This window comes from Bradyrhizobium sp. CIAT3101, from assembly GCF_029714945.1.
In the GTDB taxonomy this organism is placed as follows: domain Bacteria; phylum Pseudomonadota; class Alphaproteobacteria; order Rhizobiales; family Xanthobacteraceae; genus Bradyrhizobium.
Genome location: NZ_CP121634.1, coordinates 882,856 through 896,737, shown reverse-complemented (window position 1 = coordinate 896,737; position 13,882 = coordinate 882,856). Strand labels below are relative to the sequence as shown.

Here is a 13,882-nt window from a genome sequence, read left to right as displayed (position 1 = left end):
ACCTTGCCCATCGGCTTCGGCACATCGCCGGCCAAATTGGAAAGGGCAACATCATGCGTGTCTGGTTCATCACAGGAGCATCCCGCGGTTTTGGCGCATTGATCGCCGAGGCAGCCCTGAAGGCCGGCGACGCCGTGGTCGCAACCGCGCGCGATCCGTCGACCATCACCGCGCGGCTGGGCAACCACGAGCGGCTGCTCGCCACCCGGCTCGACGTCACCAGCGAGGCCGAGGGCCATGAGGCGGCCGGCCAGGCGGTGAAAAAGTTCGGCCGCATCGACATCCTCGTCAACAATGCCGGCTACGGCCTGTTGGGCGCGATCGAGGAAGCGAGCGGCGCGGAGACGCAAAAGCTGTTCGCGACGAACGTGTTCGGCCTGCTCGGCGTCACCCGCGCCGTGCTGCCGCATATGCGCCGGCAGCGTTCGGGCCACGTCATCAACATCTCGTCGGTCGGTGGCTACACCGGCTATCCCGGCTGGGGCGTTTATGGTGCGACCAAGTTCGCGGTCGAGGGCCTCAGTGAAGCGCTGGCTGGCGAAGTCGCGCCGCTCGGCATCAAGGTGACCGTGGTCGAGCCGGGCTTCTTCCGCACCGACTTCCTCGACGAGTCCTCGCTGTCGCGCACGACGCAGACGATCGACGACTATCACGAAAGCGTCGGCAAGACTCGCGCGCATGCGGCCGAATTCAATCACGGCCAGCGCGGCGATCCGCGCAAGCTGGCCCAGGCCTTCCTGACGCTCGCCGATGCCAAGAACCCGCCGCTGCGGCTGCCGCTCGGCAGCGACACGGTGGAGCGGATCGAGACCAAGAACGCCTTCGTGGCAAAGGAGCTCGCGGCATGGCGGACGGTCGCGACGTCGACCGACTTCACCAATGACGATCCTGCGTGAAGGCAAAAAAAATGCCCGGCACTGGCTTGGCCAGGCCGGGCTTGGAGTGGTGTCAGGCCGAGGCTGAGGGGCTATCGGCCTGACGGGAAAGCGCTGCAAGACGCCAGCTCGCGCAGGGAATGTCCTTGGGAGCGACGTGGATCTCCTTGTCGAAGCGCACCAGCTTCCAGTCGTCAGGATGATTGACGAAGGCGAAGCCGGATTTACGCGCGAGCGAGATCATGGTCTGGTTGGAACGCAGCGTGTCACCAAAGATGTGCTCGGCACCAAGCGCGGCGGCGCGGCATTCGAGATTCTTCAGAAGTGCGGTTGCAATGCCGTGGCCCTGCCAGCGGTCATCGACCGAGAGGCCGAATTCCAGTGTCGAGGTCTCGATATGGAAGGCGTAACGCGCTTCAGCGACAATGGTCTCGAAGCCGTCGACCATCTTGGTCGCAACGACGGTAAAGCGTTCGCGCGCTCCGATATCGAGGAACTCGCTCAGCAGACCCTTCGGCAGCTCACTGAGGGCGCCGAAGAAGCGGTTGTACCGGGACCGGGTCGAGAGTGAACGGAAATAGTGCTGAAGCTCCTCGGTGTCACCCGGCTCGACGAAGCGGACGTTGAGCGGCTCGCCCTGTCGGGTGCGCAGCACGTCCGAATACTGCTTCAGATCTTCCGGGCGAAGGATGCTCATGACACGAGCCTCAAAGGAAGAGGGACCGCCGGCGCCCCTGTGATCAGGCGGCGCCGGCCTGGCGGCCAATCAGGCCCGCCAGAAGGGTTTGTCGGCCTCGTACGCGACATCGGTCCAGGACAGGCCGACATCGTGGAGATCGCGGGCGGTCCAGTTGGTCAGTTCGCGACGGGTCCGGTAACGCTCGTGCCAGACATGGAGGGTCTCTCCGATCTGGTAGAGCAGGCCGGGTGCATGATGATTTGTCATCGAATTGTCGGTGCAAGTAGACATTTTCAGCTCCTCGAGCTAAATTTGAAGCGAATATCCTCCTGCGCGCGACGCTCGACAAACGACAATTTGTACCTCTTCGCATGAAATAAACTCATGCATCCTGCTGCCAAATGACTGCCAGATTGCCCTCCCTGAACGGATTGCGGGCGTTTGAGGCCGCCGCGCGCCATCTCAGCTTTACGCTGGCCGCCAGCGAGCTGAACGTGACGCAGACCGCGATCAGCCATCAGATTCGGCGGCTCGAGGAGGAACTCGGCATCCGCCTGTTCATCCGCCAGAACCGCGCGCTGGCCCTGACAGCGGAGGCGCGCGACTACCTCCCCGGCGTCCGCGCCGCCTTCAATGACCTCCGCCTGGCGACCGACCGGTTGCTGCGCAAGGACGACGACAAGGTGCTGACGGTCTCGACCCTGGCCTCGCTCGCCGCCAAATGGCTGCTGCCGCGGCTGACCGATTTCCAGGAGGCGCATCCCGGCATCGACGTCCGCATCACCACCTCGACCAGCCTCGTCGACTTCCAGCGCGACGATGTCGACGCCGCAATCCGCTACGGCCGCGGCCAATGGCCGGGCCTGCGCGCCGACTGGTTGATGGCGGATGAGCTGTTCCCGGTGTGCAGCCCATCTCTGCTGCGCGGCGACAAGCCGCTGCGCCGGCCGGAGGATCTCCGCGGCTATCCGTTGCTGCACACATCCAACGCCAACAGCGACGACTGGCGGCTGTGGCTGACCGCGGCGGGCCTGCCGGCCGACATCGCCAAGCAGCCCGGCATCACCTTCGACATGATCTTCATGACCATCCAGGCCGCGATCGACGGCATTGGCGTTGCGATGGGCCGCACCTCCTACGTGAGTGACGACATCGCCAAGGGGCGATTGGTGGTTCCCTTCAAGATCGCCCTTCCGGCCGACGCGGGCTTTTACCTGGTCTCTCCGGAAGGCCGTCGCGAGGCGCCAAAGCTTGCCGCCTTCCGCCAATGGATGATCGCTGCAACGCAGAATAAAGCCTGAAAAATCATCAGCTTCCGCAGCGAAATGGGTTGACTCGCAAGGCCTCGCGCGAGAGGGGTTAGACAGATTGTCACAGCAACAATCTGTCGCCTTGCCGTGAAAATGAGTTCCGGTCCGGCCACGTCTTCCAGGGGAGCAAACGTCAATGGCTGGACCAGCAGCATCAACCAATCCGCCCGAGATCAAGTCGCGCATCGGCGCGATCCTGCGCGCCACGTCGGGCAATTTCCTCGAACAGTTCGACTTCTTCCTGTTCGGCTTCTATGCCGCCGCGATCGGCAAGGCGTTCTTCCCCTCCACCAACGAGACCGCATCGCTGCTCAACACCTTTGGCGTGTTCTGGCTCGGCGCGCTGATGCGCCCGGTCGGCGCGATCGTGCTCGGCGCCTACATCGACCGCATCGGCCGCCGTCAGGGCCTGATCGTCACGCTCGGCATCATGGCCATCGGCACCGTCGTCATCGCATTCTGCCCGAGCTATGCGACCATCGGCATCGCGGCACCGATCATCGTGCTGATCGGGCGCCTGTTGCAGGGCTTCTCCGCCGGCGTCGAGCTCGGCGGCGTCTCGGTCTATCTCGCGGAAATCTCCACGCCCGGCAATCGCGGCTTCTACACCTCGTTCCAGTCGTCGAGCCAGCAAGTCGCGATCTTCGTGGCCTCGATCCTCGGCTACATCCTGTCCGAGCTGATGCCGGCCGATACGGTCGCGTCCTGGGGCTGGCGCATTCCGTTCTTCGTCGGCTGCCTGATCATTCCCCTGATCTTCTTCCTGCGGCGCACGCTGGAGGAAACGCCGGCCTTCCTCGCGATGAAGAAGCACCCGACCGCCAGCGAAGTGTTCGCTTCCGCGCTCGCCAACTGGCGCATCGTCATCCTCGGCATGATGATCGCGATCCTGACCACGACGACGTTCTACTTCGTCACCGTCTACACGCCGACCTTCGGCAAGACCGTGCTGAAGCTGTCGACGCAGGATGCGCTGCTGGTCACGCTGCTGGTCGCCGTCACGAACTTCATCTGGAATCCGGTCGGCGGCGCGCTGTCCGACCGGATCGGCCGCAAGCCGGTGCTGCTCGCCATCGCCACGCTGGCGCTGCTCACCGCCTATCCGGCGCTGAGCTGGCTGGTGGCCGCGCCGACCTTCGGCAAGCTGCTCGCCGTCGAGATGATGTTCTCGTTCTATTTCGGCATGTACAGCGGCACCATGCTCGGTGCACTGGTCGAGATCGTGCCGGCGCATGTGCGCACGACCTGCTTCTCGCTGGCCTTCGCGCTCGCGGCCGCGCTGTTCGGCACCTTCACGCCGTTCGCCTCGACCTGGCTGATCGAGCAGACCGGCAACAAGGCCATGCCCGGCGCCTGGCTGATGTTCGCGGCAGCACTCGGCATCATCGCCGCGCTGATCGTCTATCGCGACGGCGGCAAGGCGGTGCCGACATATGATACGGCGGCGGAACCGGCGACGGGGCATTAGCGGTCACTTGGATCACCGCGAATCTTCACCCTCCCCTGGAGGGGGAGGGTCGGTGCGCATGGAGCGAAGCGGAATGCGGACCGGGGTGGGGTGACGGTCTCTCCACATCGAGTACTGCCCGTGCTGAGAGATCACCCCACCCCGACTTCCATTTCGCTTCGCTCAATGGAAGTCGACCCTCCCCCTCCAGGGGAGGGTAAGCGCAGCTACAGTTCCACCACCACGTAGTCGCTCTCGACCTTCACAGCGATCGTCTCGGCGACATACGGTCCCTTCACCACGCTCGCGCCGGGCTCGACATGGGCCGGATAGGCCTTCACGCGGAAGCGGCGGGGGTCGCAATAGGACTGGCCGGTACGGATGTCGAACTCCCAGCCGTGCCAGGGACAGCGAATGATCTCGCCGAGTTTGGTATATTCGATCTCGCCGGGGTCACGCGACTGTGCGAGCCCGATCAGCGGCCCCTCGCACAGCGCCGCGCCCTGATGCGGGCAGCGGTTCATCAGGCCGAAATACTCGCCCTTGATGTTGAAGACAGCGATCGGCCGGCCGTCGATCTCCAGAAATTTTCGCGTGCCGGGCGGTAACTCATCGACCGCGGCAATCACATGCCGCGCCATCAAGCAATCCCGTAAAGCTGCTTGGCATTGCCGAGATAGAACGCCGAGCGATTGGCTTCGCTGACACCCGCCGGCAGCACGCGCGACGGCTCGTCGTAGTCCCAATGCGGATAGTCTGTCGCGAACAACAGACGGTCCCAGCCGATCCAGTTGATGACGTCGAACAGATCCTCGCGCCGCTCGGGGTCTTCCATCGGCTGCGTCGTCCACCACACCTGCTCGCGGATATATTCCGACGGCGGCCGCTTCACATGCGGCACTTCGCTGCGCAGCCGCTGCCAGACCTTGTCGAGCCGCCACGCCAGCGACGGCGCCCAGCCGAAGCCGGCCTCGATCATCACCATCTTCAGTTTCGGGAAGCGCTCGAACACGCCTTCCAGAACAAGGCTCGCCAGCGCCGATTGCTGGCACTGCGAATGCCCCACCATCTCCTCGATGTAATAGGACGGCCAGCCCGACGGCGTGATCGGATTGCCGCCGAAGCCGAAGGCGTGAACGCCGACGGGAAGACCCGCCTCTTCCGCTGCCTGATAGATCGGCCAGTAGCGGCGCTGGCCGAGCGGCTCGACATTGCGGCTGAGCAGCAGCACCTGCACGAAGTTCTTGTCGCCGGCACGCTCGCGGATTTCGGCCGCGGCCGACAAGCCATCCTCATTGCCGACGACGATCGAGGCCTTCAGCCGCTTGTCCTTGCTGGTCCATTTGTCGATCTGCCAGTCGTTGATGGCCGAGCACAGCGCGGCCGAGAGCTCGTGATTGCGGATGCCCTGCCCGGTGTTGAGCGGATTGAGCACGCCGAGCTGGACATTGTTCGGATCGAGCAGCTGCTTTTGCATGAAAGACAGCGAGGAGCCCTGCGGGCCGCCCTCCGGCGGATAAGCATCGCGGCGCGAGGCGTTGGGCTGCGCCTTCGGATAGGGCGGGCCTTCCATCATGCCCTGATAGGCATGGACGCCGTAGACCTCGAGATGATGCTGCCAGCGTTTGGCGAGATAGGGATAGAGCTCGGTACGGGTCGCGCGCGCCGGATGGATGTCGCAGTCCGCGATCGCGGTCTTGGTCGTCAAGGGAGAAGCGGCTTCGGAGTTTTCGCGGAACTGGATATTCATCGCCTTGCCTCCTTTGGCAGCGCGCTCACGTCAGGCGGGGATAGGTTGCATGCGGATTGTCGATCATGATCTTGCGCACGAGATCGGGAGACAGACCTTGAGGCAGCGCGTCCAGGCCGTCGAACTGCCAGTGCGGATAGTCCGTCGAGAATAGGACTAATTCGTCGGACTGCATATGATCAAACAGGCGAATTAATGTCGCTTCGTCCGGCGGCGCATCAAATGGCTGTAACGAGAAGCGGATGTTGCTGCGCACAATTTCAAGCGGCGCGCGATCGACCCAGGGCGTCTCCATCCGCACCCCGCGCCAGAACTTGTGCAGACGCCAGAGATAGGGCGAGATCCATGAGACGCCGGATTCCAGCATCACCATCTTCAGCCGCGGATATTTGGCGAACACACCCTCGACGATCAGGCTGGTGAGCTGGGTCTGGAACGCCTGGGCCTGACCAACATAATCCTCGATGTGATAGGATCCCCATCCCACCGCGGTCGGCGGATTGTGATAGGCGGAACCGGCGTGGATCCCGATCGGCAGGCCGTGCCGTTCCGCCGCCTCGTAGATCGGCCACAGCGCGCGCTTGCCGAGCGGCGTGTCGCCCATGACAAGCATCAGCACCTGCACGAATCGCTTGTCCTCAGCACAGCGCTCGATCTCGGCGACGGCCTTCTCGATGCTTTGCGTCGGGATCACGATCGAGCCGCGCAGCCGCTTGTCACGGTCGAGCCATTCCTTCGCGAGCCATTGGTTCAGCGCGCGGCAGAACGCGGCCTGCATGTCTTCGGAAAACACCATCTGCACGCCGTAAAGCGGGTTGCAGATGGCGTGCGTCAGTTGGAAGGGATCGAGCACATGGCGCTGCATGTCCTCGAGGCTCTCGCCCGGCTTGCCGTTCTCGGGGCGCCAATCCGGTCGCGCAACGATCGGCGAGTTCTTCGGATAGGATTGCGAGACGAGATCGACCATGCCGCGCGTCGTCACCTGATCGCGCCAATAGTCGCTCAGGTAGGGCAGCAGGCTGGTCAGATGCGGCACGGCCGGATGCACATCGCAATCCACCCCGCCGGCGATCAGGGACGCCATCACGTCTCCCTTCTCACGTTTCCTCGTCATCTCTTGTCGCGGGCGGCGCTCAGCCGCCTCGCCTTGTCCGCCATTCAAGCAGGCCTGCCCTCCGCCCGCAACTCGGCCAAGGCTTCTGTCATATGCTAGGAAGGCTGAGCTCAGTTGCGAGGGAATAAGGGGTCAGGAATGAAAGAGCTCGTCAGCATTGCGGAACAGGTCGCGGCAAAACTGATCGCGCGCAAACAGACCATTGCGGTCGCGGAATCCTCGGCCGGCGGCCTGATCGCGGCGAGCCTGCTCGCAGTGCCCGGCGCGTCCGCCTATTTCCTCGGCGGCGCCGTGGTCTACACCCGCGACGCCAGGCGCGTGCTGATGGATATTTCGGATGAAGGAATGAAGGGCTTTCGTTCCTCCTCGGAGCCCTACGCAAAGCTTCTGGCCGACCAGATGCGCGGCCGCTTCGCATCCGACTGGGGCCTGTCCGAGACCGGCGCAGCCGGCCCGACCGGCAACCGCTACGGCGACGCCGCCGGCCATAGCTGCATGGCGGTCGCCGGACCCGCCACGGAGGTGATGACGCTCGAGACCGGGAACAACGACCGGTTCGCGAACATGCAGGTGTTCGCGGCGACGGCGCTGAACTTGTTGTTGAAGAAGCTGTCAGACTAGCTGCAGTGTTTCAGTGTCGTCCTGGCGAAAGCCAGGACGACACTGGGGCTCATCTTCCCAGATGCCGCGTAAAGATCCGCACGACGTAGCCCTTGAATCGCGGCGCCTCGTCGTAGAGATCCGAGGCCAGCCGCTCGATGGTCTCGCGCAGCGACATGAACTGCGCCTGCCGCGCGCTGCTTTCGGTGCCTTGCATGCCCGCAAGCTCGTCCATCGCGGCATCGCTGATCTGGCAATGCACGACGTCCTCGTCATTCAACATGGTGAAGCGGAAAGCCAGACGTTCGAGGTCGTGGCCGATGATCTTGTCGCGCGCCAGCGGCATCCCATTGTCCCGTTCGCACCCCCGAACGGGACAATGCAAAAAATCCGACGCCTTGTCACCTTGGCCGCAGGACCAGCGCGGCCCCTAATAGGCCAGCGCCGTTCCAGTCGGCTTATCGAGTGCCGCGGCCAGCGATTTGTACTCCGCGCAATCCGTGCCGCAGATGGCTGCAATCCGGCTGAGATGATAGAGCGCCTGCTCGCGGTTACCCCGCTCGAGCTGCCACAGACCGTAGTACTGCCATGTCAGGACGTGGTTCGGATCCGCCTTCAGCGCGCGCTCGTACCAGACCTGCGATTGCTCGTAGTCGCCGAGCTTCCGGTAGGAGTAGCCGATGAGGTTGGCGACGTTCGGATGATCGTCATGGCCAAGCGACTTCAATTGCGCGATCGCGCTCGCATAATCGTTGCGCTCGTAGATGGTGTCATAGGCCACGCGGTAGCCGGCCGCGAAGGCGGGATCGTCGATACTCGACTGGTTGTTCGGCTTCTTGCCTTTCTGGGTCGCCTTGGTGCGGCTCGGGTAGGTCGGGGCCGGCGTGCTCTGGCTGGACGAGGGGTGCGCGAAGGGGTCCATGCCGCCCCCACCGCCACCCCCGCCTCCGCCGCCACCTCCGCCGCCTGCCGCCAAGGCAGGACCAGACCCGGTTAGGGCGACGAGCGCCGCGAGATACGCGCAGCGAACGACAAACCTGATGATCGGAGCGAGCATTGTGGTCTCCTGATGTCTGCTGGAAGTCACCCCGGATGAGATGACAACCCTGCCCTGGCGCGGATATTCCCGGGGACACGCGCGCGAGCACATCAGGGGCTCGGCACGACAGGCGTGCTGCCGTTGTTCAGGCCGCTCCGGCCGGCTTACTGGAACGCGACTTCGGCAAAGCTGCGCAGCTTGCGCGAATGCAGCCGCTCCGATTCCTGCTGCTTGAGCCGTTCCAGCGCCTTGAGGCCGATCTCGAGATGCTGGCCGACGCGGCGGCGGTAGAATTCGCTGGCCATGCCGGCGAGCTTGATCTCACCATGCAGCGGCTTGTCGGAGACGCAGAGCAGCGTGCCGTAGGGGACGCGGAATCGGTAACCGTTGGCGGCGATCGCGGCCGATTCCATGTCGAGCGCGACCGCGCGCGATTGCGACATGCGGCGGATGACCTCGGGCCCCGAGATCTCCCAATTGCGGTTGTCGACGCTGGCGACGGTGCCCGTGCGCATCAGGCGCTTGAGCTCGAAACCTTCCAGACCCGTGACGTCCTCCACCGCCTGTTCCAGGGCGACCTGCATCTCGGCCAGCGCCGGAATCGGCACCCACAGCGGCAGCTCGCGATCGAGCACGTGGTCCTCGCGCACATAGCCATGCGCGAGCACGTAGTCGCCGAGCCGCTGCGTGTTGCGCAAGCCGGCGCAATGCCCGAGCATCAGCCAGGCATGCGGCCGCAGCACCGCGACGTGATCGGTGACGTTGCGCGCGTTGGACGGACCGGTGCCGATATTGATCAGGGTGATGCCGCGATAGCCGGGCATCATCAGATGGAACGCCGGCATCTGCGGAATACGCGTGGGCGCGTCTCCGGTCGTCACACCGCCGCTGCGCGTGATGACGTTGCCAGGCGCGACGAAAGCTTCGAGGCCGGCCTCGCCGGATTGAAGCCGCTGCTGACACATCTGCGCAAAGGCATCGACGTAGAACTGGTAGTTGGTGAAGATAACAAAGTTCTGGAAATGCTCGGGATCGGTGCCGGTGTAGTGATAGAGCCGGCGCAGCGAATAGTCGACACGGGCGGCGCGAAACAACGACAGCGGCTCGGGCGCGCCGGCCTGAAGCTCGAACGTGCCGTCGGCGATCGCGTCGTCCATCGTAGCGAGATCAGGCACGTCGAACGCATCGCGCAGCGAGCGCGTGACGGACGAATTCTCGCTGGTGCTGATGGCGGCTTCGATGTTGATGTCGCGGCGATAGGCGAAATGGATCGGGATCGGCTCGGCCGACTCGCCGATCTCGACGGGAACGCCGTGGTTCTGGATCAGGAGCCCGATCTGCTCGGTGAGATAGGCGCGGAACAGATCCGGCCGCGTCACGCTGGTCTCGTGCACGCCGGGCCCCGCGACGAAGCCATAGGCGAGACGCGAATCCAGCCGCGCATGCGTCGCGGTGGTGAGCCGGACGAAGGGATAATAGGCCCGCACCCGCGTCGTGATCGCTTCGCCCGAGACATAGGCCTCGAACCGGTCGCGCAGGAATTTGGTGTTGCGCTCGTAGATCTCTTCGAGACGGGCGACGGCGAGACCCGCATCGGAGAAGGATTTCGTGGCGATGGGAGATGGGGATTGCATTGTTCGACCGCCGGGTTGATGGGCTTGAGTCGAACTATAGCAAAGAAGAACGTCTCGTAGGGTGGGCAAAGCGGATCGCGCCCACGATCTTCCTCGGCATTCAGAAATCGTGAGCACGGCGCATTGCGCCTTTGCCCACCCTACGAGATCGAACCTGCGGCGCGAGATCCCGGATGCGCGCTAAGCGCGCTCCGGGATGACGCGCTTTCGCGCGTCACTTCTCGCGGAAGGCCCGCATGAACTGGTCGTGCAGCGGCTTCAGCAAGTACGACAGCATCGTACGGTCGCCGGTCTGGACGAAAGCCTCCACCGGCATGCCGGGGATCAGCTTGGAATCGCCGAGCCGGGCGACCTCCTCGGGCGACATCGAGACGCGGATGGTGTAGTAGCTCTGGCCCGTGCGCTGGTCCGTGGTGACGTCGGGCGAGACACGGCTGACGACGCCGTTGAGCTCGGGCGTGGTGCGCTGGTTGAAGGCGGAGAGGCGCAGCAGCGTCTTCTGGCCGATCTGGAGCTTGTCGATGTCGACCGGATTGACCTTGGCCTCGACCTGGAGGTCGTCGGCCTGCGGCACGATCAGCATCAGCGCATCGCCGGCGGTGACGACGCCGCCGACGGTGTGCACCGTCGATTGCAGCACCATGCCGTCCTGCGGCGCGCGAATGTCGACGCGGCGGAGCTGGTCCTCGGCCGCGACCTTGCGCTCGATCAGTTCGCCGCTCTTGTCGTTGGTCTCGCGCAGATCCTTGGAGACCTCGCTCACCATGTCCTTGTCGACCTGGATGATCTGAAGCTCGGTCTCGGTGATCTTGCCCTTGGCCTGCGCCCGCGAGGCGATGTATTGGGCGCGCTCGCCGTTGAGGCGGGCCGAGTCGCGCTCCAGCGTGGTCAGGCGCGAGATCTGCACCAGGTGCTTGTCATAGAGATCGCGCACGCCGGTGAGCTCCTGCTGCACCAGCACGATCTCCTTGTCCTTGGCCTTCTCCTGCGCGGACAGACCTTCGATTTCCTCGTTGAGCTGCTGGATGCGCTCGCGCAGCTGCGCCTTCTGGCCGGCACGGCCGTTGACGCGGACGTCGAACAGCTTGGCTTCGGCGGAAAGCAGTGCCTTGACGTCAGGATCGTCGCCGCGATCGAGCAGCGACTGCGGGAACTCGATCTTGTCGAGACCGCGCTGCTCGGCCTGCAGCCGTGCCGCGCGCGCCTGCGCGGCGTCGAGATTCTTGGTGACGATGGCGAGATTGGCCTTGGTGACGGTGTCGTCGAGCCGCACCACGATATCGCCCGCCTTGACCACGTCGCCGTCGCGGGCGCGCACCTCGCCGACCACGCCGCCGGTCGGGTGCTGCACCTTCTTGACGTTGGATTCGACCACGATCTGGCCCGGCGCGATCAGCGCGCCGGAGATCAGCACCGTCGAGGCCCAGCCGCCAAGGCCCAGGGCCAGCACCAGCACGATCGAGATGCCGAGGATCAGGTGAAAGCGGATCGACTCCCGCACCGTCCTGTTCGCGGCGGGCTTCGTGCCGCCAACCGTCATCGTGCTCATGGTTTGGCCACTCCGCCTTCGCTGACGATCTTGATCGGCGCCGGCGGCGCGACGCGGGGCTGCAGCACCTGGGCGAGCACCTGCTCCTTCGGACCGAAAGCCTGCATGCGGCCGTCGCGAAGCACCAGGATCTGGTCGACCGCCTCGACGCCGATGGGCCGGTGCGCCACCACGATGACGATGGCGCCGCGCTCGCGCGCGCTGCGGATCGCGCGGGTCAGCGCCTCATCGCCTTCGGTGTCGAGATTGGAGTTCGGCTCGTCCAGCACGATCAGGAATGGATGGCCGTAGAGCGCACGCGCCAGCGCCACGCGCTGGGCCTGGCCCGCGGAGAGCGAAGCGCCCTGCTCGCCGACCTGCGTGTTGTAGCCCTCGCGCATCTTGATGATCATCTCGTGCACGCCGGCTTCCTTGGCCGCGGAGATGATGCCGTCGGAGGTCGCCTCGGGGTCGAAGCGGCTGATGTTCTGCGCGATGGTGCCGCCGAACAACTCGACGTCCTGCGGCAGGTATCCGATGTGGCGGCCGAGCACGTCGGACGACCATTGGTCGAGCGCCGCACCGTCGAGCCGCACCTTGCCGCGGACCGGATACCAGACGCCGACCAGCGCGCGGATCAGCGAGGATTTGCCGGAGCCGCTCGGCCCGATCACGCCGAGACCGTTGCCGGCTTCGAGAGCGAAGGTGACGTCCTGCACGATCAGGCGCTGGTCGCCCGGGGCCACCATGGCGATGCCTTCGACCGAGAGGCGGCTGGTCGGCGCCTGCAACTGGGTCGGCGTCGCCTGCGCCGGCATCTGTTCCAGCAGGCGGCTGAGGCGGTGCCAGCTCTGGCGCGCCGCGACGAAGGATTTCCAATGCGCGATCGCCAGATCGACCGGCGCCAGCGCGCGGGCCGAGAGGATCGAGCCCGCGATAATGATGCCGGCGGTCGCCTCCTGATGGATGACGAGATAGGCGCCGACCGCGAGCACCGCCGATTGCAGCATCATGCGCAGCACTTTTGCGATCGCGCCAAGGCCGCCGGCGACATCGCTCGCACGCTGATTGCCGACAAGGTATTTTTCGTTGGCCTCGCTCCAGCGCGCGTTCAGCCGGCCAGCCATGCCCATCGACACCAGCACTTCGGCATTGCGGCGGCTGGACTGGGCGAGATCATTGCGCTGGGCGGCAAGGCCCATCGCCTCCTTCGCCGGCTGACGGGACAGGTACTCGGTGACCAGTGTCAGGCCGACCAGGATGATGGCGCCGACCAAGGCGGTCACGCCGATCATGACGTGGAAGGCGAAGCAGATGGCGAGATAGAGCGGCAGCCAGGGCAGGTCGAAGAACGCGCTCGGGCCCATGCCGCCGAGGAAGGAGCGGACATTGTCGAGGTCGCGCAGCGGCTGCAGCCCTTCGTTGCGGTTACCGACCAGGAGCGGCAGGCGCACGATGGTGTCGAACACGCGCTTGTTCAGGGCTTCGTCGAGCGCGGTGCCGACCCGTCCGAGGATGCGGCTGCGGATCATGTCGAGCACGCCCTGCGCCATGTAGAGGCCGCTGGCGAGAACGATCAGGCCGACCAGCGTCGGAATGCTGCGGCTCGGCAGCACCCGGTCATAGACCTCCAGCATGAAGATCGACCCGGTCAGATAGAGCAGGTTGATCATGCAGCTCATGAAGCCGACGCCGACGAACGCTGTGCGGCAGGCACGGAGCGCGTCACCGAGCTCTGAACGGCGGAGGCCGGGAACGGCTGCCATCAGTCTGATCTCTTTCGGGTAGGGGGTGATACCCCTGATTTTAAAAGGCTAATCGAGGCGTACGCGCCTCGGATTAATATCGGGTTCTCCCCGGCTGCAATGCAATCGAATTAATCCGGGCCTTCGCCACATCTACCCCG

Annotated in this window: 14 protein-coding genes; 4 read left to right on the top strand and 10 right to left on the bottom strand. The window is 64.7% G+C overall.

Annotation, left to right across the window (positions count from 1 at the left end):
- Positions 1–53 precede the first annotated feature (53 nt).
- Positions 54–896, top strand: a complete 843-nt coding sequence (locus QA645_RS04025) for an oxidoreductase (protein ID WP_283048331.1) — start codon at positions 54–56, stop codon at positions 894–896.
- A gap of 52 nt (positions 897–948) precedes the next feature.
- On the opposite strand, the gene QA645_RS04020 is transcribed toward QA645_RS04025, so the two are convergent.
- Positions 949–1,572, bottom strand: a complete 624-nt coding sequence (locus tag QA645_RS04020; protein ID WP_283048330.1) for a GNAT family N-acetyltransferase — start codon at positions 1,570–1,572, stop codon at positions 949–951.
- Between the two features lie 69 nt (positions 1,573–1,641).
- Entirely contained in the window at positions 1,642–1,845 is a 204-nt protein-coding gene (locus QA645_RS04015) for a DUF1127 domain-containing protein (protein WP_254134788.1), read from the bottom strand.
- 110 nt (positions 1,846–1,955) lie between these two features.
- On the opposite strand from QA645_RS04015, the gene QA645_RS04010 reads away from it, so the two are divergent.
- Both QA645_RS04010 and QA645_RS04005 read left to right on the top strand, forming a co-directional pair.
- Positions 1,956–2,855 (top strand): transcriptional regulator GcvA, encoded by a 900-nt coding sequence (locus tag QA645_RS04010; RefSeq protein WP_254134789.1) that lies wholly within the window; start codon positions 1,956–1,958, stop codon positions 2,853–2,855.
- Between the two features lie 145 nt (positions 2,856–3,000).
- A complete protein-coding gene (locus tag QA645_RS04005) occupies positions 3,001–4,332 on the top strand; it encodes an MFS transporter (RefSeq protein WP_254195866.1) in 1,332 nt (443 codons plus the stop codon).
- A 206-nt stretch (positions 4,333–4,538) separates the two neighbouring features.
- Here the strand turns inward: QA645_RS04005 and QA645_RS04000 are convergent, their stop codons facing one another.
- The 3 genes from QA645_RS04000 to QA645_RS03990 are packed head-to-tail and all read right to left on the bottom strand — an operon-like array spanning position 4,539 to position 7,145.
- Positions 4,539–4,952 (bottom strand): Rieske (2Fe-2S) protein, encoded by a 414-nt coding sequence (locus QA645_RS04000; protein WP_283048329.1) that lies wholly within the window; start codon positions 4,950–4,952, stop codon positions 4,539–4,541.
- Positions 4,952–6,061, bottom strand: a complete 1,110-nt coding sequence (locus QA645_RS03995) for an amidohydrolase family protein (protein WP_254195867.1) — start codon at positions 6,059–6,061, stop codon at positions 4,952–4,954. Before QA645_RS03995 ends, QA645_RS04000 begins: the two co-directional genes overlap by 1 nt.
- A gap of 25 nt (positions 6,062–6,086) precedes the next feature.
- Entirely contained in the window at positions 6,087–7,145 is a 1,059-nt protein-coding gene (locus tag QA645_RS03990) for an amidohydrolase family protein (protein ID WP_254134792.1), read from the bottom strand.
- Between the two features lie 168 nt (positions 7,146–7,313).
- Here QA645_RS03990 and QA645_RS03985 point away from each other — a divergent pair, with 168 nt between their 5' ends.
- Positions 7,314–7,796, top strand: a complete 483-nt coding sequence (locus QA645_RS03985) for a CinA family protein (protein ID WP_283048328.1) — start codon at positions 7,314–7,316, stop codon at positions 7,794–7,796.
- A gap of 49 nt (positions 7,797–7,845) precedes the next feature.
- Here QA645_RS03985 and QA645_RS03980 read toward each other — a convergent pair whose 3' ends face one another.
- The 5 genes from QA645_RS03980 to QA645_RS03960 all read right to left on the bottom strand — a co-directional run bounded on the left by QA645_RS03980 (position 7,846) and on the right by QA645_RS03960 (position 13,742).
- A complete protein-coding gene (locus tag QA645_RS03980) occupies positions 7,846–8,121 on the bottom strand; it encodes a DUF1488 family protein (protein WP_254134794.1) in 276 nt (91 codons plus the stop codon).
- An 84-nt stretch (positions 8,122–8,205) separates the two neighbouring features.
- Complete coding sequence (locus QA645_RS03975) at positions 8,206–8,832, bottom strand: tetratricopeptide repeat protein (protein ID WP_254195870.1); 627 nt, start codon at positions 8,830–8,832, stop codon at positions 8,206–8,208.
- Positions 8,833–8,978: 146 nt separating this feature from the next.
- Positions 8,979–10,448 (bottom strand): AMP nucleosidase, encoded by a 1,470-nt coding sequence (locus QA645_RS03970; RefSeq protein WP_254195871.1) that lies wholly within the window; start codon positions 10,446–10,448, stop codon positions 8,979–8,981.
- A 214-nt stretch (positions 10,449–10,662) separates the two neighbouring features.
- The gene (locus QA645_RS03965) at positions 10,663–11,997 is read right to left on the bottom strand and encodes an HlyD family type I secretion periplasmic adaptor subunit (protein ID WP_254134797.1); all 1,335 of its coding nucleotides are present in this window, start codon (positions 11,995–11,997) and stop codon (positions 10,663–10,665) included.
- Positions 11,994–13,742 carry a type I secretion system permease/ATPase gene (locus QA645_RS03960; protein ID WP_283048325.1) on the bottom strand — a complete coding sequence of 583 codons (1,749 nt, stop codon included), beginning with the start codon at positions 13,740–13,742 and terminating at the stop codon, positions 11,994–11,996. Before QA645_RS03960 ends, QA645_RS03965 begins: the two co-directional genes overlap by 4 nt.
- Positions 13,743–13,882: the final 140 nt, after the last annotated feature.